Genomic DNA, 19,775 nt, shown 5'->3' with positions numbered 1-19,775 from the left:
GACCAGTTGGACTGAACGGAAGAACGAACGCAGAAGGGGTTGTTTCCAAAGGACAACGACAGCGAAGTGCGCCCGCTCAGCGCCCGTGGGCGAGTACTCCGGCAAAGGCCTTGATCGCGGCTTCCTCGTCACCGCCCCACACCGCGCTGCTCACCGCGATAAAGTCGGCGCCGGCGGCCACCAGCGGCGCGGCATTGTCCGGCGTGATCCCACCGATCGCGACGCACGGCAGCTCGAACAAGGTCGTCCACCAGGAGAGGATCGACGGCTCGGGATGGTGGCGCACATCCTTGGTCGTCGTCGGATAGAAAGCGCCGAACGCGACATAATCGGCCCCGGCCTCGCCGGCTTCCATCGCCAGGTGGCGGCTGTCATGGCACGTCACACCGATCTGCGCAGACGGGCCCAGCGCTGCCCGCGCCTCGCGCGCGTCGCCATCGCTCTGCCCCAGATGGACGCCATCGGCGCCTAGCCGCTTGGCCAGGCCGATGCTGTCGTTGACCAGGAACGCGACATCGGCATCGCCGCAGATCCGCTGCAATGGTTCGGCAAGCCGCGCCGCCTCGTGCTGGTCGATATCCTTGACGCGGAACTGGAACGCCGCAACCGGGCCGGCGTCGAGCGCGCGGCGCAGGCGATCGGCGAAGCCGCCGGTCACGTCGAGCGGCGAGACGAGGTAGAGCTGGCATGCCGGCCGGCGCGTGTCGCGCACGAACTTGTCGGCAAAGCCTTCCACGCTGATCTCGTCGTCAAACTCTTCGGGGTCGTTCATGCGTCGCTCCAATCCTTGGCGCAGCGCCTTCTACGCGCAAGCGCCCCCGGTCAAGTCGGCGACCCTAACGATAAGCGCTGGCGGATATTGCGCCCCTCGCGAAGAAATGCCGAACCCAGCGGCTATAATGACGCTATAAGACGTATGAGGTCCCTTGGACCGCCAGCGTTGGATGGCCCGAAGCAGGGCAAATGGAGCTAAAACATGTCCCGTGGAAACCCACATTTCGTACGGCTCAAGTCGATCAACGGCGAACCGATGCTGGTCAACATCTCGGCGATGCGCACCGTCACCACGATCAACCTTGCCGGGGACGAGGTCGGCGTGATCTCGTTCGACAAAGAACATGAGATCGTGATCGGCTCGACCGTCGCCGACGTCATCAACGCGATGGCCCAACCGCGCATTCCCCTCGACCCCTAACCCCGCGCGGGGCCGCCGGTTACGGGCCGCGTCTCGGCGCTGAGCTCGAACCCGGCGATCAGCGGCCGCCCCTTGGCGATCGCGTCCCGGACGGCCGGCAGCTGCAGCGATGCGGCATGGCCTGCCTCGTCGTCCCAGATCTCGGTGATCCAGATAGCGTCACCATCCTTGGCGTCCTCGGCGATCAGCTAGGCGCGACATCCCGGCATCGCGCCCGTGCCCGAGGCCAGGATCGCCACCAGCTCGGCGCGCTTGCCCGGCTGCGCCTTGATCTTGCCGATCATCCCGAACGTCGCGTCCATCCTGCTGTTCTTCGCCCAGGCCGCATCGCCCAGCACCGCGAGGCCGAGCCCCGCAAGCACCGGGCGACGCGCCACCATCAGCCTGCGGCCTTCTCGGTCGAGGCGGCGTAGATCTCGTCGATTGCGCTGCCCAGCGCGGCATCGAACTCGGCGCTGCTCATGCCATGGCGCAGATCCTCGAGCAGCGCGCGGCTGAAGCTGGCGATCATCCCGCGGTTCTGCGCGAGTTGGGCGCAGGCTTCGGGCCGGGCGAACCCGCCCGACAGCGCGACCACGCGCAGCACCTTGGGGTGATCGACCAGCGGATCGAACAGCCCCGCTTTGGCCGGGATCGAGAGCTTGAGCATCACCTGCTTGCCCTCGGGCAGCGCGTCGAGCGCCTTGAGGATCTCGTCTAGCAGTATCGCATCGGCATCGGCGCGCTCGGGCGACTTGATGTTCACCTCGGGCTCGATGATCGGCACCAGCCCGCCGGCGGACACCTGCGCCGCAACCTCGAACTGCTGCTTTACGATCGCCGCGATACCCGCCCGATTGGCGAGATTGACCACCGAGCGTTCTTTGGTCCCGAACACGCCCAAGCCCTTGGCGCGCGCGAGCAGGGCATCGAGTTGAGGGATCGGCTTCATCAACTGGACGCCATCGGATTCGGCCTCGAGCCCCTTGTCGATCTTGATGAAGGGCACCACCCCGCGCTCGAGCAGCGCGGCCGGGGTCGGCTTGCCGTCGACGGTGCCGTCCATCGTCCGCTCGAACAGGATCGCACCGATCACCTTGTCGCCAGTAAACGCCGACGAGGTGATGATCCGGGCGCGCATCTCGTGGATCAGCCCGAACATTTCCTCGTCGCTCGACCAGGCGTCATCGGCCACGCCATATCCCTTGAGCGCCTTGGGGGTCGAACCGCCGCTCTGGTCCAGCGCGGCAATAAAGCCTTTGCCCGTGGCGATCTTGGCGGTCATTTCGGCAGCGTTCATGCGTTCGGTCCCCATTTCCAAATCGTTGCGATCACGATTCGCGTTTCCGCACCCAGCCTATTGCAGTGCGGAACATCACTGAAAACCGCTGACAACGCTGACGACCGGATATCTCCGCGTACGGAAGCAAAAATAGGATCGTCCGAGGGAATTCGCGTCGACAAGCACATGCTGCGATGCGGCATAACGCCGCCTCCGCTTCCCGCTCCGCTCGCAATGCGCCCGTTGACGATACGCCAACCACGGATCACAATCCTGGCGGGGGAACATCTCGATGATCGACTTTGCGATGCGCGCCATCCGCGGCGCCTGCCTCTTCCTGCTGCCGTTCGCGCTAAGCGGCGCCTCGGTTCCGAAGCGTCCCAAGGTTGGTGAAATCGCTCCCGACGCCGAACTCACGCTCATGGACGGCACGAAGCTGCGCTTGGGCGACATGCGCGGCGACGTGGTTGTGCTCAATTTCTGGGCGACCTGGTGCGTGCCCTGCCGCACCGAGCTGCCGACCCTCGATCGCTATTATGCGGTGCAAAAGCGCCACGGCCTGCGCGTCTATGCGGTCACGACCGAGGATTCTTTGCCGCTTTACAAGTTCAAGCCCTTGTTCGGCGTGCTGCAGATTGCGCCAGCGCGCAAGATCAAGGGCCCCTATGGACCGATCGACGGCGGCGTGCCGACCAATTACATCCTCGATCGCTCAGGAAAGCTGCGCTACGCCAAGGCGGGCGCCTTCACGCTGGACGCGTTGAACGAGCAACTCGTGCCGCTCCTGAGCGAACCGGCGCCGACGCCATAGCCGGTCGGCGATCAGGTTAACGGGCGAGCGCGGCCACGCCGGGCAATTCCTTGCCTTCCATCCATTCGAGGAAGGCGCCGCCCGCCGTCGAGACGAAGTTGAAGTCGCCCGCTACCCCGGCCTGGTTGAGCGCAGCGACGGTATCCCCGCCCCCGGCGACGGAGACCAGCGAGCCTTCCTTGGTCAGCGCCGCCGCGGTCTTGGCGAGCGCCACCGTGGCGGCATCGAACGGCGGCGTCTCGAACGCGCCGAGCGGCCCGTTCCACACCAGGGTGCGGCAGTTCTTGAGCACGTCGCCCAGTGCCTCGGTCGCGGCCGGGCCGATGTCGAGGATCATCTCGTCTTCGCCGACTTCGTGGACGTTGACGGTGCGTGTGGGGGGATTGGGCTTGAACTCCTTCGCCACCACCACGTCATAGGGCAGATGAACGGTGCAGTTGGCCTTGTCGGCCGCGTCGAGGATTTCCTCGGCGGTGCCGGTCAGGTCATGCTCGCACAGCGACTTGCCGACATTGACGCCACGCGCCGCAAGGAATGTGTTGGCCATGCCGCCGCCGATGATCAGGTGATCGACCTTTTCGACGAGATGCCGCAGCACATCGAGCTTGGACGATACTTTCGCCCCGCCGACCACGGCCGCTACCGGATGCTCGGGATTGCCGAGCGCCTTGTCGAGCGCGTCGAGCTCGGCTTCCATCTGGCGCCCCGCGAAGGCCGGCAGCTTGTGCGCCAGCCCCTCGGTCGAGGCATGCGCGCGGTGCGCCGCGGAGAAGGCGTCGTTGACGTAGAGATCGCCCAGCGCAGCGAACCGGTCGATCACGGCCGGGTCGTTCTTCTCTTCGCCGCCGAAGAAGCGCGTGTTCTCCAGAACCGCGACGTCGCCCGGCTGCAGCGTGGCAACCGCCGCGGCATCGCCTTCCCAGTCGATATAGCGCACCGGGCGGCCCAGCACGTCGGAGAACGGCTTGGCGAGCTGCGCCAGCGACAATTCCGGCGTGGGTGCCTTGGGACGCCCGAAATGCGCCAGCACCAGCACGATCGCGCCCTTGTCCGCCAGCTCGGCAACCGTCGCCACCGCGGCGCGCAGGCGGGTGTCGTCGGTCACTGCGCCATCGGCCATCGGCACGTTGAGGTCCTCGCGGACCAGCACGCGCTTGCCGGCGATATCGCCCATGTCGTCGAGCGTCTTGAAGTTGCGCGCCATTTGTCCTGCCCTATCGATGATCGCTACCCTCCCGCTCGCGAGAGGGGTCGGGGGAGCTCCGGCCGCAACCTGCGTCGCGCAAGACGCTCCCCCTCCCTGCCCCTCCGCCAGGCGGAAGGGACTGGTTCAGCCCAGCTTCGCCATCGCAGTGGCCGTGTCGACCATGCGGTTCGAGAAGCCCCATTCATTGTCGTACCAGCTGACGACGCGGACCAGCTTGCCGTCGATCACTGCGGTCTCGAGGCTGTCGACCGTCGACGATGCCGAGGTGTGGACGATGTCGATCGAGACGAGCGGCTCGTCGGAATAGAGCAGGATGCCCTTGAGCGGGCCCTCTTCCGACGCCTTCTTCAGGATGGCGTTGACTTCGTCGCGGGTCACGTCACGCGCGGGGGTGAAGGTCAGGTCGACCAGGCTGCCGTCCGGCACGGGGACGCGGATGGCGCTGCCGTCCAGCTTGCCCTTCAGCTCCGGAAGCACTTCGCCCACCGCGCGCGCGGCGCCCGTGGTGGTCGGGATGATGTTCATCGCGGCCGCGCGGGCACGGCGCAGGTCCGGGTGGATCTGGTCGAGGATCTTCTGATCGTTGGTATAGGCGTGGACCGTGGTCATCAGGCCGCGCTCGATGCCGATATTGTCGTTGAGCACCTTGGCGACCGGCGCGAGACAGTTGGTGGTGCACGACGCGTTCGAGACGATCGTGTGCCCCGCCTCGAGCTTGTCGTGGTTGACGCCGAACACGACGGTCAAGTCGACATTCTTGCCCGGCGCCGAGATCAGCACCTTCTTGGCGCCGGCATCGATATGCTTCTGGGCCGAAGCGCGATCGGTGAAGAAGCCGGTGCACTCCAGCACCAGCTCGACGCCATTGGCGGCGTGCGGCAGGTTCGCCGGGTCCTTCTCCTTGGTCACCTTGATGCGCTTGCCGTCGATGACCAGGTCATCGCCCTCGGCAGTGACGGTGCCGGGATATTTGCCATGGACGCTGTCGCGGCTGAACAGCCAGGCGTTCGACTTCGCGTCGGCGAGATCATTGATCGTGACCAGCTCGAGCCCGCTATCGGGGCGCTCGAGGATCGCGCGTGCCACCAGACGGCCGATACGTCCGAAACCGTTGATCGCAACCTTCGTCATGCCTGTTCTCCGTTCAACTTTGCGACGATGCGCGGGACGATGTTGCCCGCGGTGAGCCCGAACTGCTCGTACAGCCCCAGATAGGGACCCGAGGCGCCGAATACATCAACTCCGAAACGAAGCCCGTCGGTGCCCGTGTAACGCTCCCAGCCAAAGGTCGCGCCAGCCTCGATCGACACCTTGAGGGCGTCGTGCGGCAGGATGTCGCGCTTGTAGCTTTCATCCTGCGCTTCGAAGCGCTCGAAGCAGGGCATCGAGACGACGTCGGCGCCGATTCCCTGTGCTTCGAGTGCGTCGCGCACCGCGACAGCGACTTCGACTTCCGAACCGGTGGCGATCAGCACCACTTTCCGGGGCGCCTCGGCCTCGCGCAGCGCATAGCCGCCGCGGGCCGAGCGGTTCTCGGCCGCTTCGGTGCGCAGTTGCGGCAGGTTCTGGCGGCTGAGCGCGAGCAGTCCCGGGCCATCGGTGCGCGCCAGTGCCAATTCCCAACATTCGGCAGTCTCGATCGTGTCGCACGGGCGATAGACGTCGAGATTGGGGATGAGGCGCAGGCTCATCAGATGCTCGATCGGCTGGTGCGTCGGGCCGTCCTCGCCGAGCCCAATCGAATCGTGCGTCATCACATAGACGACGCGGGTCTGCTGGAGCGCCGAGAGGCGGATCGCGCCGCGGGCATAATCGGAAAAGACCAGGAAGGTGCCGCCATAGGGGATCACGCCCCCGTGCAGCGCCATTCCGTTCATCGCCGCGGCCATGCCGAACTCGCGGATGCCGTAATAGATATAGCGGCCTTCATAGGTGCCCGCCGTCAGCGCGACGAGACCCTTGGTCAGCGTGTTGTTCGAGCCGGTGAGATCGGCCGAGCCGCCGATCGTCTCGGGCAGCAGCGTGTTGATCTCCTCAAGCGCCATTTCGGACGCCTTGCGCGTCGCGACCTTCTGCGGCTTGGCGAGCAGCTGCTCGACATAGGGCTTGAGCAGGTCCGCGGGCACTTCGCCGCGGCTTTCCCAGCCGATTCGATCGGGATGGGCGTCGAGCCGCGCCTGCCACTCGGCGTGCGGCCCGGCGCCGCGCTTGCCGGCGTTCAGCCATGCTTCGCGGATGTCGCCGGGGATCTCGAACGGCGGGTGGTGCCAGCCCAGCGCATCGCGCGCCGCGGCGACTTCATCGGCACCAAGCGCCGCGCCGTGCACCTTCGACGTGCCCTGCTTGTTGGGTGCGCCCTTGCCGATGATCGTGCGGCAGCGGATCAACGAGGGCCGGTCCTCGGCCAGCGCTTCCTCGATCGCGGAGACGATATCGAGTTCGTCATGCCCGTCGCATTCGACGACATGCCAGCCGGTCGCTTCATAGCGCGCGCGGATGTCTTCGCTCGACGACAGCGACACCGATCCGTCGATGGTGATCTTGTTGTCGTCCCACAGGACGTTGAGCCGATCGAGCTTCAGATGTCCGGCCAGGCCGATCGCCTCGTGGTTGATGCCTTCCATCAGGCAGCCGTCGCCGGCGATCACCCAGGTGCGGTGATCGACCAGGTCGTTGCCGAACACCCCGTTCAGGTGGCGCTCGGCGATCGCCATGCCCACCGCCATTGCCAGGCCCTGGCCGAGCGGACCGGTGGTCGCCTCGACTCCGGAGAGCTCGAAATTCTCCGGATGGCCGGCGCACGGGCTGCCCGGCTGGCGGAAATGCTTGATGTCGTCGAGCGTCGGGCGCGCGTAGCCGGTGAGATGCAGCAACGAATAGAGCAGCATCGAGCCGTGGCCGGCCGACAGCACGAAACGGTCGCGATCGGGCCATTTCGGCGCCGTCGGGTCGAACTTCAGATAGCGCTGGAACAGCACCGTGGCGACATCGGCCATGCCCATCGGCATGCCGGGGTGGCCCGAATTGGCAGCCTCTACGGCGTCCATCGAAAGGGCGCGGATCGCATTCGCGCAGTCGGTGAAGGATACGGCCACTTGGACTCCCCTGGTCTCGCGGCACGCCTTTGGAACCCATGCGCGCGCGCGTCAACCGCCCGCCGCAACTGCCGCGCAACGGGGCTTGCCGCACCGGCTCCGCGTGCCTATCCCGCAGAAATGGCCGACACAGCAGCAGACAGGATCGAGCAGGCACTCGCCCGCATCGAGGCCGCCGCGCACGAGCGCGCCTTTGCCGCCGAACGCCTCGCGCTGCGCCACGCAAAGCTGCGCGCGCGCATCGAGGACGCGGTCGCTTCGCTCGACGTGCTGATCACCCGCGAGACCAGCAGCGCGGAGAGCGAATGATGGCCGATCTCAATATCTCTATTGCAGGCCGCATTTATTCGATCGCCGCACGCGACGGCGACGAGGCGCATCTGCGCGATCTGGAAGCGATGCTCCAGGAGCATGCCCAGACCGCCCAGCGGGCCTCGGGCGGGCTCAATGCGGAGCGCACGCTCGTCTATCTCGCGCTGATCCTCGCCGACCTGCTCGACGAGGCGCATCGCAATCCGCCGCAGGGCGTTTCGCCGACGCTGCTGGACCGGATTGCCGACCGGCTCGAAGCCGTGGCAGTCGCGCTCGAGGAAGATGCCGCCGAAGCCTAATGAGCGGTTGCGGCGACGCTGCCGTCACCCTAAATAGGGGTTGGCGGGCACTGCCCGGTACGAGCCTTCGCATATCCCTGAGGCTATTCATCATCCATGGGAGCTGTCCCTGTGCAGATCCAGGTCTGTCGCACATGGTTCCCACCTGACGTACCGAGCGTCAGAGGATATTCTGGCACACGGCCATGGCGGTCCCGCCACCGCATGATCAACATCGTATGATCTACAGCGCATGATCTTCGACAAGCCTGCCTTGCGCGCCAAGCTCCGCGCCGATCGCGACCTTTTCGCCGCCGAATTGAGCTGTGCGATCCTCGCCCCCGCCGCATTCACCGCGCGGCTCCATGCCGGCGCCGTGGTCGCGACCTATTTCCCGGTTGGCAGCGAAGCCGATCCGAGCCAGCTTGCCGCGGCTGCGGCCGCCGCGGGTTGCAGGCTGGCGCTGCCGCACGTCGTCGATCGCGCTGCGCCGATCCGCTTCCTCGCCTGGGAGCTCGGCGCGCCGCTGGTCGACGGCCCCTATGGCCTGCGCCAGCCCGCTGCCGACACGCCCGAACTTGCCCCCGATATCATCCTGACCCCGCTGCTCGGCTTCGATCGCCGCCTCAACCGGCTCGGCCAGGGCGCAGGCCATTACGACCGCGCCTTTGCGCGCTATGGCGAGGCATGGCGGGTCGGGATCGCCTGGTCGGTGCAGGAAGTGCCGGCGATCCCGGCCGATATCTGGGATGTCCCTCTCCACGCCATCGTCACGCAGGAGGACATGTTTTGGCACGCGGACCAATAGCAGCCTCGTGGCGCAAGCCCGCGGGCGCGCTCGGCATCATTGCGCTCATCCTCGTCTGGGTGGTGCTCGTCGCCAGCTTCTCCCACCAGATCGGCGCGCTGCCGATCCTCGCCCAGCTGCCGGTCTATATCGTGCTCGGCATCGCCTGGATCCTGCCGCTCAAGCCGCTGCTGCAATGGATGGAAACCGGGCGCTGGCGCCCCTGAGGGGACCCAGCCTTCTTATGCGGCGTGGCGCGAGTGACGGGGCTCGAACCCGCGACCTCCGGCGTGACAGGCCGGCGCTCTAACCAACTGAGCTACACCCGCTTGAACCAAGCGAGGCGACAGCACGCCGCAAAAGGAAATCACTTGCGATAGGACCATTTGGAAGCCCCGTAAGGGGATCCCGCGTGGCGCGAGTGACGGGGCTCGAACCCGCGACCTCCGGCGTGACAGGCCGGCGCTCTAACCAACTGAGCTACACCCGCTCTCGAAGCGAGGAGGCGGCCACTAACCCCCGCTTTCGGGGGTGTCAACCGGATTGGTCGCGACTTTTTTGCCGATGGGCACGCAGGTCGCCGGGATCGCTCACCAGCGTGCCGTGCTCGAACAGGAAACCCGCAATGTCGGGCTTGCCCGCAGCGTTGAGCACCGTCTGGATGATGATCAGCAGCGGCACCGCCAGCAGCGCCCCCGTTGTGCCCCACACCCAGCCCCAGAAGCTCAGCGAGACGAGGATCAGGATCGGACTGATCGTCAGCCGGTGCCCAACGATCAGCGGCGTCACGACATTGGCCTCGATCAGGTGCGCGCCGATCATCACCACTGCCGGCATCAGCGCCCAGAATATCTCGGGAAAGGTCATCAGCCCGCCCACGCCGAGCAGCAGCGCCGACAGCACCGGCCCGAAATAGGGGATGTAGTTGAGCAGCGTGACGATGCCGCCCCACATCAAGGGCGTCGGCATCCCCATCATCCACAGCGCGCCGGCGACGATCAGGCCCAGCGTCACGTTGATCAGCGTGATCGTGCCAAGATAGGCCGAAGTATCGTCGACCACGTCCTGGATCACCCGCGCCGTTGCCATCGCGCCGCCAAAGCTCGACCGCGAAGTGATCGCGTTGCGGCGCAGCCGGGTCCAGCCGGAGAGGAAGAAATAGATCACCAGGATCGCGAAGAACATCTCGATCAGCGCCGACGGCGCCGAGGTCGCGAACAGATCGAGCAGCGAGCGCGGCGGCGTCGCCGCCATCACTGCGGGCTGCTTCATCGGCTCGGCCGCGAAATTGGTCAGCGTGCGGTTCACGAACTGGTCGAGGTTCGAATAGAATTCGATCAGCGGCTTCAGATTGTCCTGGATCTGCGGGATCTTGGCCGGGAGGTCGCGGATCCACTGCGTCGCCGGGACCACGATCGAGGCGAGCGCGACATTGGCGGCAAGCAGGAACAGCAGCACGCAGACGAACGCCGCCAGCGGCGCCGGCAGCCGGTGCCGCTCGAGCCATTCGAGCAGCGGTACCAGCGCGATCGCGATGACCAGCGCGGTGGTCAGCGGCAGGAAGAAGCTCGATCCCGCCTGCAGCGCGAAGGGGAGCGCCAGCAGCAGCCCGACGCCGATCATCAGCGTGAGCGACGCCATCAGCCGATCGCGGGCGACGGCCTCGCCGTGGGATTCGCGCATTTCGGAGGGGAGCAACGGTTCGCGCGGCATCGGCACGGGGAGTTCCCCCTGCTCGTTCATGCCGCCGCCCATCGTCCGGGGTTGATCGTCCACCCTGCTCTCCTTCGCCGCCACCCTAGAAGCCGCCGCGATTTCGGGCTAGCCCCGGCGAATGGGCGATCTGCTTCTGGTCATCGACGAAGGTACCACCTCCACCCGCGCGATGCTGTTCGAACCGGGCGGCAAATGCATCGGCACGCAGGCGGAGGAGCTGACCCAGCACTATCCCGGACCGGGCCTGGTCGAGCATGACGCCGCCGAGATCTGGGCCAAGACCAGCACCTGCGCCGCAGCGATGGTCGAAAAAGCCGGCGGGCCAGAGCGCATCGCCGCGATCGGCATCACCAACCAGCGCGAGACGATCGTCTTCTGGGACAAGACCACCGGCGAGCCGCTGGCGCCCGCGATCGTCTGGCAGGACCGCCGCACCGCCGCGATGTGCCGCGCCTGGCGCGACGCCGGTGAGGAGCCCGCGATCCAGGCGCGCACCGGATTGCTGCTCGATCCCTATTTCTCGGGCACCAAGATCGCCTGGGCGATGCAGAACTGGCCCCAGCTCGCCGAAGCGGGCGACCGGCTGGCGATCGGCACGATCGAAAGCTGGCTGGTGTGGAAACTGACCGCCAACGGGCGCAAGGGCGGCCTCCACGTCACCGACGCGACCAACGCCTCGCGCACCTTGCTGATGGGGCTCGGCTCGGGCGGCTGGAACGACAGTCTGATCGACATGTTCGGCGCCCCACGCGAGGCATTGGGCGAGATCGTCGACTGCGCGGGACGCTTCGGCACGACGACCTTGTTCGGCGGCGAGATCCCGATCTGCGGCATGGCGGGCGATCAGCAGGCCGCGACGATCGGTCAGGCCTGCTTCGCCAAGGGCGAGACCAAAGCGACCTATGGCACCGGCGCGTTCATCCTCGCCAATGCCGGCACCACCCCGCCCTCCTCGAAGAACCGGCTGCTCGCCACCGTGCTGTGGCAGCTGAACGGGCGGCGCACCTATGCGATCGAAGGCGCGGTGTTCGTCGCCGGCAGCCTGATCCAGTGGCTGCGCGACTCGGTCGGGCTGATCGGCACCGCGCCCGAAACCGAGGCGCTCGCGCGCTCGGTGCCCGACAATGGCGGCGTCTATCTCGTCCCCGCGCTGAGTGGTCTTGGCGCACCCTGGTGGGAGCCCGAGGCGCGCGGCGCGCTCACCGGATTGAGCTTCGCCAGCACCCGCGCCCACATCGTCCGCGCTGCGCTGGAGGCGATGACGCACCAGAGCCACGACCTCAAGACCGCCTTCGCCGCCGACGGCGCCGACTGGGCGCGGCTGCGCGTCGATGGCGGCATGGTCACCAACGACTGGATCGCACAGGACCTGGCCGACATCCTCGGCATCCCGGTCGACCGCCCCGATTTCGCCGAGACCACCGCGCTGGGCGCGGCGATGCTCGCGGGCGTCGGCTGCGGGCTCTTCGGCGGCCTTGAGGGAGCGGCAGGCATGCGCGGCGCCGGCAAGGTATTCGAGCCTGAGATCGAGGCCGCCGCCCGCCACGCGCGGCTCGACGGCTGGAACGCCGCCGTCCACCACGTCGTCCGCTGACCGCGATGCGATTTCACCGCGGCTACGCACTGCTCGCGCTCGCACTGTTCCTGGTCGAAGTCGGTATAGCGCTATTCGTGCACGACCGCTTCGTCCGCCCCTATCTCGGCGACGTGCTCGCGGTGATCCTCGTCTATGCCGGGCTGCGCGCAGCCTTCCGCATGGGCGTGATCCCCGCGGCGGCGACCGCCTTCCTAATCGCCGTCGCCGTCGAGCTCGGCCAGTATTTCCACCTGCTCGATCTGCTCGGGCTCGAGCGCAACCAGCTCGCCCGCATCGTCCTCGGCTACGGCTTCGAGCTGCGAGACTTCGCCGCCTATGCCGCGGGCGCGCTGATCGTCCTCGCCGCCGAGCGCCTGCGCAGCTAAGCCGCCGCATTCTTAAACCCGATCGCCGAAATTGGGTAGAACGTGCCCGCCCGTTTAGACCTGGAGCAGGTCAGACCGGTCATCAGCGAAGCTCGAATTCGGCAGCCGCGCGCGTTGCGATCCTTCGATCAGCAGGGGCCGTGCCAATATACACCGCGCCCCAGCTCCGACCAGCACTCGACGAGCATGGTCAGGTCCCGCTTGTCCAAGGCGAAGCCATAGCCCCAGCCCCCGTCGAAGAACGGCTTTGTCGTGATATCCAACATCCCGTGGCGCACGGTCACGGAATAGGGCTCCAACTTCGCGATAGCAGGTGGCCACTGACCTTTCGGAATGTCAGCGCGTTGCTCTGAAGGGTCGAGCGGATGGGTCACCATCAGATGCCGGGATTCGGCTGCGATTGCCTCCAATTGCATCTGATCCTGCGTGGGGTGCGGCAAGACACAATATAGCGCCAACGCCATCAAGAAGATGGTTGGGACGACAATGCGCAGGTGCCTTCTCATTGGCCTCTTCCGTCACCCAGGGGGCCGCGCCTCGATGCCACAGAGCATACGGGTCCTTTGCCTCGCGGCAAGCCCAGGCGCGCTGGATCGGTTGTGAACCACGTAACGCCGGCACCAGTCGCTAGGCCGCCTCCTCGCCAACAAACAGCGCCTTCAAATCCTTCTTCAGGATCTTGCCATTGGCATTGCGCGGCAACACGTCCTGCACGAAACGTACCTGCACCGGCACCTTGAAAGCAGCGATCCGCGCGCGGACCCAGTCCTGCAGCTCGGCCTCGCTGGCAGCCTTGCCCGGCGCCAGATGGACCACCGCCACCGGCTCCTCGCCCAGCGTGCGGTGGGGGATGCCGACCAGCGCGCAGTCGGTCACCGCGGGGTGTGCGTAGAGCACGTCCTCGACTTCGCTCGAATAGATGTTCTCGCCGCCGCGGATGATGATGTCCTTGGCGCGATCGACGATGTAGAGGAACCCCTCCTCGTCCAGCCGCGCGAGGTCGCCGGTCCGCACCCAGCCGTCGACAAAGGTTTCCGCCGTCGCCTCGGGCTTGTTCCAATAGCCTTTCACGATCATCGGCCCGCGCGCCCATAATTCACCGACGTCGCCGACCGGCACTTCGCGGTCGCCTTCGACAGTCATGATCTTGAGATCGGCCACCGCCACCGGCTGGCCGGCGCTCGTCGGGCGCGTGAGGTAATCCTCGCCGCTATGCTGGGTCACCGTCGCCATCGTCTCGGTCATGCCCCAGCCATTGCCCGGCAGCGCGCCGAACTCGGCATATATGCGCTTGACCAGCTCGGGCGCAGAGGGCGCCCCGCCATAGGAGATCGCCTCCAGGCTGGAGAGGTCATATTGGTCGCGCGCCGGATGCTCGAGCAGCTGCCAGGCGATCGTCGGCACGCCGCCGGTGAAGGTCACCTTTTCGTCCTGGATCACCGCCATTGCCTTTTCGACATCCCAGCGGCGCATGAACACCACGGTCTGTCCGGTGGCGATGCCGCCCATCAGCGCCGCGCTGCAGGCAGTGACGTGGAACAGCGGAATGACCAGCAGCCCGATCTTGTGCGGTATCTCCGCCGGCGGCATCTCGCCCCGCCGCAGCATCGCCTTGGCGGCGCTGTACCCGCTCGACAAGATGTTGGTGCAGATGTTGCGGTGCGTGCCGAGGGCGCCCTTGGGGTTGCCGGTCGTGCCGCTGGTATAGAAGATCGTCGCATCATCCTCGGGCGTCAGCGCCACCTGGGGGAATGGGACCTCCGCCAGCCTCGCCCAGTCGTGCCGCGTGCCGATCAACTCTTCCAGCGAGCCGGCCTTGCCACCCAGTTCCTCGCTGCACCGGCTTACCACCACATGCTCGAGGTCGGGGAGCTGATCGTAACAGTCCTTTAGCCGCGCATGCCGATCCGCATCGACGAACAGGACCTTGGCGGCCGAGTCCTTCAGCCCATATTCGAGCTCGCCGCCGGTCCACCACGCGTTCAACGGCACGATGATCGCCCCCAGGCTTACCGCGGCGAAGAAGATCGTAGGCCATTCGGGCAGGTTGCGCATCGCCAGCGCGACGCGGTCGCCCTTTTGCACGCCCATCTCCGCCAGTCGCTGCGCCAGATGGCAGGTCGCGCGGTAATTCGCCTCATAGGTGACGCGCTCGTCCTCGTAGATGGTGAAGACGCGGTCGCCATAGCCCCGGGCGAGTTGTGCAAGGATCGCCAGCGTCGGCGGCGCGTTCTTCCAAACCCGCGTCTGCACGCCGCGTATCGCCGCTACGTCCATCTCGAAGCGCGCACCAGGCGCAGTGAGCAATGCCTTTGCTTGCTCGAGCGACATCCGGGGCCAATCCGGGGCGAGCGGCACGATCGGTTCGAGCGACAAGCGGCACCTCTTCCATGATTCGTATTGTTTGTTTCTGAATGTTGGGTTTGGCGATGAATGCCGTACCGTCAACAACGTTAGTGTTGATTCGTGCGCCACTCAAGGCAATAGGATAAAGGGGTTCGCAGTTTGCTGGCGGATTACAGATTCGAACAAGAGGTATGCCGGTCGCAATGTATTTGACCACAGCCGGACGCTACGGATTCGACGCTTCGCGGCTCGCGCGGATCGATGACTTCCTCAAGCAGCGCTATCTCAACTCGGGCAAGCTGCCGCATGCGCAGCTGCTGATCGCCCGCGACGGCGAAGTCGCGCACTTCTCGCACCAGGGCGCTGCGCGCGAAAACGGCGCGCCGGTGAACGAGACGACGCTGTTTCGCATCGCGTCGATGACCAAGCCGATCACCAGCCTCGCCTTCATGATGCTGGTCGAGGAAGCCAGGGTCGCGCTCGATACGCCGGTCCACCACGTCCTGCCCGAGTTGAAGGGCGTCGGCGTCTATGCCGGCGGTGGCGGCGGCGTGCCGTTCCAGACCCGGCCCACTGCCGAGCCGATGCGGATGGTCGACTTGCTCCGCCATACGTCGGGCCTGACCTACAGCTTCCAGAACCGCACCAATGTCGATGCCGCCTATCGCGAGTCGAAAATGGAAAGCTGGCACGGCAATCTCACGCTCGACGAGTTCGTCGCGGCGCTGGGCAAGCTGCCGCTCGAATTCTCGCCGGGCACCGAATGGAATTATTCGGTGTCGACCGACGTGCTCGGCGCGGTGGTCGAGCGGCTGTCGGGTCAGACGCTCGACGCCTTCTTCGCGACCCGCATCTTCCAGCCGCTCGGCATGGACGACACCTTCTTCACCGTGCCCGCCGACAAGGTCGATCGCCTCGCGGATTGCTGGGCGCTCGCACCCGGCAAGGGCTCGGTGCTGTACGATCGCGGCGCCGAAAGCGTCTGGTCGCGCGCACCGCGGCTGATCTCGGGCGGTGGCGGCCTCGTCTCGACTGCGCTCGACTATCATCGCTTCTGCGCCTTCCTGCTCGGCAAGGGCGTGCTGGACGGCGTCCGGCTGGTCAGCCCCAAGACGATCGAGCTGGTGACGATGAACCATCTGCCCGGCGGCAGCGACCTGACCAGCATGTCGCGCGCGCTGTTCAGCGAGGCGACCAATGCCGGCACCGGCTTCGGCCTCGGCTTCGCAGTGACGATGGACGTGGCGAAAACCCTGCTTCCCGGCTCGCCCGGCGAGTTCTACTGGGGCGGGATGTTCTCAACCGCGTTCTTCGTCGATCCGGTCGAGCGGATCTCGATGGTGTTCATGACGCAGTTCTCGCCGTCGATGCTCTATCCGATCCGCCGCGAGCTCAAGACGATGATCTATTCCGCGCTGGCCTGAGGGCCGCGCGCACCGAATAACATGGAGAAGACAATGTCCGTAGTTACCACCAGCCGCCAGGGCGACGTGCTCGTCGCCACGTCCGACAATCCGCCGGTAAACGCGCTCGGCGCCGCGGTGCGTCAGGGCCTGCAGGCAGCAATCGAAGAAGCGAAGAACGACGAAAGCATCAAGGCGGTCGTCATCATTTGCGCGGGCAAGACCTTCTTCGCCGGTGCCGACATCACCGAGTTTGGCAAGGCGATGCAGGAGCCCTCCCTCCCCGTGCTGGTCGACGAGATCGAAGCGCTCGACAAGCCGGTGATCGCCGCCGTGCATGGCACCGCACTGGGCGGAGGCTGCGAAGTTGCCCTCGCCTCGCACTATCGCATCGCGGTCCCGTCGGCGAAGTTCGGCCTGCCCGAAGTCAAGCTCGGCATCCTGCCCGGCGCCGGCGGCACCCAGCGCATGCCGCGGGTCGCGGGCGTCGAAACCGCGCTCGAACTGGCGACCAAGGGCGATCCTATTTCCGCCGAGCAGGCCAAGGCTGCCGGCCTCGTCGATCGCCTCGCCAGCGAGGGCAATCTCCTCGCCGATGCCGTCGCGTTCGCGCAGGAAGTGATCGGCCAGCCGATCTCGCGCTCGTCGGAGCGTCCGGTGACGGTCGATCCGGCCGTGTTCGACGCCTTCCGCAAGACCAACGCCAAGCGCTTCCGCGGCCTCGACGCCCCCGCCACGATCATCGACCTGATCGAGCAGACCGCCGGCAAGCCCTATGCCGAGGGCGTCCAGGCCGAGCGGACGGGCTTCATGAAGCTGATCATGGGCACGCAATCTGCCGCGCTGCGCCACATCTTCTTCGCCGAGCGCAAGGCCGCCAAGATCGACGGCATCGCCGAGGACATCCAGCTGCGCGACATCAAGCGCGTCGGCGTGATCGGCGCCGGCACGATGGGCGGCGGCATCTCGATGAACTTCCTCTCGGCCGGGGTTCCTGTGACCATCGTCGAGATGGCGCAGGACGCGCTCGATCGCGGCACCGGCGTGATCCGCAAGAATTACGAGGCGACCGCTGCCAAGGGCCGGATGACCGCCGAACAGGTCGAAGGCGCGATGGGCCTGCTCACTCCGACGCTCGACTTCGACGCGCTCGCCGAGTGCGACCTGATCATCGAGGCCGTCTATGAGAATATGGACGTCAAGAAGGACATCTTCGGCAAGCTGGACAAGATCGCCAAGCCCGGCGCCATCCTCGCCTCGAACACCAGCTATTTGAACATCGACGAGATCGCCGCCGTGACCAGCCGTCCCCAGGACGTGCTCGGCCTGCACTTCTTCTCGCCGGCCAACATCATGAAGCTGCTCGAGATCGTCCGCGGCGCCAAGACCGCCGACGACGTCCTCGCCACCGCCATGGCGATCTCGAAGAAGATCAAGAAGGTCGCCGTCATCGCTGGCGTCACTTATGGCTTCATCGGCAACCGCATGCTGATGCCGCGCCAGGTCGAGGCCAACAAGATGCTGCTCGAAGGCGCCACGCCCGAGCAGATCGACAAGGTCCATGTCGCCTTCGGGATGCCGATGGGCCCGTTCCAGATGGCCGACCTCGCCGGCGTCGACATCGGCTGGCACCGCGATCCCAACCGGATCGAGAACATTCGCGACGCGCTTGCCGCCGAGGGCCGCTGGGGCCAGAAGAAGAGCGCCGGCTTCTACGATTATGACGAGAAGCGCACCCCCTCGAACAGCCCGCGCGTCGCCGAGCTGATCGCCGAGTGGCGCGAGAAGCTGAACGTCCCCGCGCACGAGATCACCGAGGAGGAGATCGTCGTCCGCACGCTCTACACGATGGTCAACGAAGGTGCGCTGATCCTCGCCGAGAAGATGGCCCAGCGCGCGTCGGACATCGATGTGGTGTGGGTCTATGGCTATGGCTGGCCCCCGTATCGCGGTGGCCCGATGTTCTGGGCCGATACCGAGGGCCTCAAGAAGATCGTCGAGGGTCTTGAGAAATACGGCTTCGAAGTCGCCCCGCTGCTCCGCGAAAAGGCGGAAAAGGGCGAGCGCTTCAACAAGTGAAGTAACCCAAATCCTCCCCCGGAGGGGGAGGTGGCAGCCAAGGGCTGACGGAGGGGTGGCGAGCCACAAGCGGCAAAGCCCGCGGAGCCTACCCCTCCACTGCTTCGCGGTCCCCCTCCCCTCCGGGGGAGGATCAGGAGAGGACATGATGACCGAGGATCTCGAAACCTTCCGCGCCGAAACCCGGGCCTGGCTGGAGGAAAACTGCCCCCCGTCCATGCGCACCCCGATGCGCGGCGAAAAGGACGCCACCTGGGGCGGCCGCAACCCCGAATTCGCGCATCCCGACCAGAAGCTCTGGATGGACCGGATGGGCGCGCGCGGCTGGACCGTCCCCGATTGGCCCAGCGCCTATGGCGGCGGCGGGCTTTCCCCGGCCGAAACCAAGATCCTCCGCGAGGAAATGGCGCGCCTCAAATGCCGCAACCCGCTCAACAGCTTCGGCATCTCGATGCTCGGGCCGGCCCTGCTGAAGTACGGCACCGAGGCGCAGAAGCGCGAACATCTCCCCAAGATTGCGCGAGGCGAAATCCGCTGGTGCCAAGGCTATAGCGAGCCCAATGCCGGCTCCGACCTCGCCGGGCTGCAGGCCAGCGCCGAGGATGCCGGCGACCATTATATCGTCAACGGCCAGAAGGTCTGGACGTCCTATGCCGACAAGGCCGACTGGATCTTCTGCCTCGTCCGCACCGACAAGACGGTCAAGCAGGGTGGGATCAGCTTCGTCCTGTTCGACATGGCCAGCGAAGGCGTGTCAACCAAGCCAATCCTGCTGATCAGCGGCTATTCCCCCTTTTGCGAGACCTTCTTCGACGATGTGAAGGTGCCCAAGGCCAATCGCGTCCATGACGAGAACAAGGGCTGGGACGTCGCCAAATATCTGCTCGGCCATGAGCGCGAGATGATCTCGGGCATGGGCCTGGGCGGCACCGGCAGCGATCCGCTGGTCGAGGCGGCGCGCGCCGGCGTCGATCCGATCCTGCGCGGCCAGATCGCGCTGTTCCAGGTCCGAACCCAGGCGTTCAAGGCGATGTCCGAGCGCTTCATCGACGAACTGAAGGCCGGCAAGGCCCATCCCGCCCAGCCCTCGATGATGAAATATTACGGCACCGAGCTGAACAAAACCCGCCACGAGCTGGTCATGGCCGCCGGCGGCGCCGACACGCTCGAATGGGAGAGCGAAGCTTCGCATGGCGGCGCCGCGGCCCGCGCGTGGCTGCGCACCAAGGCCAATTCGATCGAAGGCGGCACCAGCGAGATCCAGCTCAACATCATCGCCAAGCGGATCCTCGATCTGCCGAGCTGAGCCCATTCCCTCTCCCG

20 protein-coding genes and 2 tRNA genes are annotated in these 19,775 nt (G+C 66.1%); 11 read left to right on the top strand and 11 right to left on the bottom strand.

Annotated elements, in window-relative coordinates; genetic code table 11:
* Window positions 1-76 precede the first annotated feature (76 nt).
* On the bottom strand, window positions 77-772 hold the full coding sequence (gene thiE, locus AB2M62_RS07190) for a thiamine phosphate synthase (protein ID WP_404338888.1): 696 nt from the start codon (window positions 770-772) through the stop codon (window positions 77-79).
* 204 nt (window positions 773-976) lie between these two features.
* Between thiE and AB2M62_RS07185 the strand changes: the two genes are divergently transcribed.
* Window positions 977-1,195, top strand: coding sequence for a hypothetical protein (locus tag AB2M62_RS07185; RefSeq protein ID WP_404338886.1), 219 nt, complete (start codon window positions 977-979; stop codon window positions 1,193-1,195).
* A 188-nt stretch (window positions 1,196-1,383) separates the two neighbouring features.
* Here the strand turns inward: AB2M62_RS07185 and AB2M62_RS07180 are convergent, their stop codons facing one another.
* Window positions 1,384-1,575, bottom strand: coding sequence for a hypothetical protein (locus tag AB2M62_RS07180; RefSeq protein ID WP_404338884.1), 192 nt, complete (start codon window positions 1,573-1,575; stop codon window positions 1,384-1,386).
* Window positions 1,575-2,474: a fructose bisphosphate aldolase gene (locus AB2M62_RS07175; RefSeq protein ID WP_404339845.1), complete on the bottom strand. Its 900-nt coding sequence runs from the start codon at window positions 2,472-2,474 to the stop codon at window positions 1,575-1,577. The genes AB2M62_RS07180 and AB2M62_RS07175 overlap by 1 nt, the downstream gene beginning before the upstream one ends.
* A gap of 274 nt (window positions 2,475-2,748) precedes the next feature.
* Here AB2M62_RS07175 and AB2M62_RS07170 point away from each other — a divergent pair, with 274 nt between their 5' ends.
* Window positions 2,749-3,267, top strand: a complete 519-nt coding sequence (locus tag AB2M62_RS07170) for a TlpA family protein disulfide reductase (protein ID WP_404338882.1) — start codon at window positions 2,749-2,751, stop codon at window positions 3,265-3,267.
* Window positions 3,268-3,283: 16 nt separating this feature from the next.
* Here AB2M62_RS07170 and AB2M62_RS07165 read toward each other — a convergent pair whose 3' ends face one another.
* From AB2M62_RS07165 to tkt, 3 genes are all read right to left on the bottom strand, one after another.
* Window positions 3,284-4,471, bottom strand: a complete 1,188-nt coding sequence (locus AB2M62_RS07165; protein WP_404338880.1) for a phosphoglycerate kinase — start codon at window positions 4,469-4,471, stop codon at window positions 3,284-3,286.
* Window positions 4,472-4,597: 126 nt separating this feature from the next.
* Complete coding sequence (gene gap / locus AB2M62_RS07160; RefSeq protein WP_404338878.1) at window positions 4,598-5,605, bottom strand: type I glyceraldehyde-3-phosphate dehydrogenase; 1,008 nt, start codon at window positions 5,603-5,605, stop codon at window positions 4,598-4,600.
* Entirely contained in the window at window positions 5,602-7,569 is a 1,968-nt protein-coding gene (gene tkt, locus AB2M62_RS07155) for a transketolase (RefSeq protein ID WP_404338876.1), read from the bottom strand. The genes gap and tkt overlap by 4 nt, the downstream gene beginning before the upstream one ends.
* 120 nt (window positions 7,570-7,689) lie before the next feature.
* Here tkt and AB2M62_RS07150 point away from each other — a divergent pair, with 120 nt between their 5' ends.
* The 4 genes from AB2M62_RS07150 to AB2M62_RS07135 all read left to right on the top strand — a co-directional run bounded on the left by AB2M62_RS07150 (window position 7,690) and on the right by AB2M62_RS07135 (window position 9,173).
* The gene (locus AB2M62_RS07150) at window positions 7,690-7,878 is read left to right on the top strand and encodes a hypothetical protein (RefSeq protein ID WP_404338874.1); all 189 of its coding nucleotides are present in this window, start codon (window positions 7,690-7,692) and stop codon (window positions 7,876-7,878) included.
* Window positions 7,878-8,180 carry a cell division protein ZapA gene (zapA, locus tag AB2M62_RS07145; protein ID WP_404338872.1) on the top strand — a complete coding sequence of 101 codons (303 nt, stop codon included), beginning with the start codon at window positions 7,878-7,880 and terminating at the stop codon, window positions 8,178-8,180. Before AB2M62_RS07150 ends, zapA begins: the two co-directional genes overlap by 1 nt.
* Window positions 8,181-8,412: 232 nt before the next feature.
* Window positions 8,413-8,967: a 5-formyltetrahydrofolate cyclo-ligase gene (locus AB2M62_RS07140; RefSeq protein ID WP_404338870.1), complete on the top strand. Its 555-nt coding sequence runs from the start codon at window positions 8,413-8,415 to the stop codon at window positions 8,965-8,967.
* On the top strand, window positions 8,949-9,173 hold the full coding sequence (locus AB2M62_RS07135) for a DUF2842 domain-containing protein (RefSeq protein WP_404338868.1): 225 nt from the start codon (window positions 8,949-8,951) through the stop codon (window positions 9,171-9,173). Before AB2M62_RS07140 ends, AB2M62_RS07135 begins: the two co-directional genes overlap by 19 nt.
* 25 nt (window positions 9,174-9,198) lie before the next feature.
* Here AB2M62_RS07135 and AB2M62_RS07130 read toward each other — a convergent pair.
* From AB2M62_RS07130 to AB2M62_RS07120, 3 genes are all read right to left on the bottom strand, one after another.
* Window positions 9,199-9,275 (bottom strand) — tRNA-Asp (locus tag AB2M62_RS07130).
* An 84-nt stretch (window positions 9,276-9,359) separates the two neighbouring features.
* Window positions 9,360-9,436, bottom strand: a tRNA-Asp gene (locus AB2M62_RS07125).
* A gap of 44 nt (window positions 9,437-9,480) precedes the next feature.
* Window positions 9,481-10,659: an AI-2E family transporter gene (locus AB2M62_RS07120; protein ID WP_404339843.1), complete on the bottom strand. Its 1,179-nt coding sequence runs from the start codon at window positions 10,657-10,659 to the stop codon at window positions 9,481-9,483.
* A 121-nt stretch (window positions 10,660-10,780) separates the two neighbouring features.
* On the opposite strand from AB2M62_RS07120, the gene AB2M62_RS07115 reads away from it, so the two are divergent.
* Entirely contained in the window at window positions 10,781-12,256 is a 1,476-nt protein-coding gene (locus AB2M62_RS07115) for an FGGY family carbohydrate kinase (protein ID WP_404338866.1), read from the top strand.
* Between the two features lie 5 nt (window positions 12,257-12,261).
* On the top strand, window positions 12,262-12,624 hold the full coding sequence (locus AB2M62_RS07110) for a DUF2809 domain-containing protein (protein WP_404338864.1): 363 nt from the start codon (window positions 12,262-12,264) through the stop codon (window positions 12,622-12,624).
* A gap of 128 nt (window positions 12,625-12,752) precedes the next feature.
* Here the strand turns inward: AB2M62_RS07110 and AB2M62_RS07105 are convergent, their stop codons facing one another.
* Both AB2M62_RS07105 and AB2M62_RS07100 read right to left on the bottom strand, forming a co-directional pair.
* Window positions 12,753-13,130, bottom strand: a complete 378-nt coding sequence (locus tag AB2M62_RS07105) for a hypothetical protein (protein ID WP_404338862.1) — start codon at window positions 13,128-13,130, stop codon at window positions 12,753-12,755.
* Between the two features lie 121 nt (window positions 13,131-13,251).
* Entirely contained in the window at window positions 13,252-14,955 is a 1,704-nt protein-coding gene (locus AB2M62_RS07100; RefSeq protein WP_404339841.1) for a class I adenylate-forming enzyme family protein, read from the bottom strand.
* Between the two features lie 218 nt (window positions 14,956-15,173).
* Between AB2M62_RS07100 and AB2M62_RS07095 the strand changes: the two genes are divergently transcribed.
* The 3 genes from AB2M62_RS07095 to AB2M62_RS07085 all read left to right on the top strand — a co-directional run bounded on the left by AB2M62_RS07095 (window position 15,174) and on the right by AB2M62_RS07085 (window position 19,758).
* Window positions 15,174-16,394 carry a serine hydrolase domain-containing protein gene (locus AB2M62_RS07095; protein ID WP_404338860.1) on the top strand — a complete coding sequence of 407 codons (1,221 nt, stop codon included), beginning with the start codon at window positions 15,174-15,176 and terminating at the stop codon, window positions 16,392-16,394.
* A gap of 33 nt (window positions 16,395-16,427) precedes the next feature.
* On the top strand, window positions 16,428-18,452 hold the full coding sequence (locus AB2M62_RS07090; RefSeq protein ID WP_404338858.1) for a 3-hydroxyacyl-CoA dehydrogenase NAD-binding domain-containing protein: 2,025 nt from the start codon (window positions 16,428-16,430) through the stop codon (window positions 18,450-18,452).
* A 148-nt stretch (window positions 18,453-18,600) separates the two neighbouring features.
* A complete protein-coding gene (locus AB2M62_RS07085; protein WP_404339839.1) occupies window positions 18,601-19,758 on the top strand; it encodes an acyl-CoA dehydrogenase family protein in 1,158 nt (385 codons plus the stop codon).
* Window positions 19,759-19,775 lie beyond the last annotated feature (17 nt).

The organism is Sphingomonas sp. MMS12-HWE2-04 (assembly GCF_044881185.1).
Taxonomy (GTDB): domain Bacteria; phylum Pseudomonadota; class Alphaproteobacteria; order Sphingomonadales; family Sphingomonadaceae; genus Sphingomonas.
Note: the sequence above shows the minus strand (reverse complement) of the source record. Positions and strands in the feature narration are given on the sequence as shown.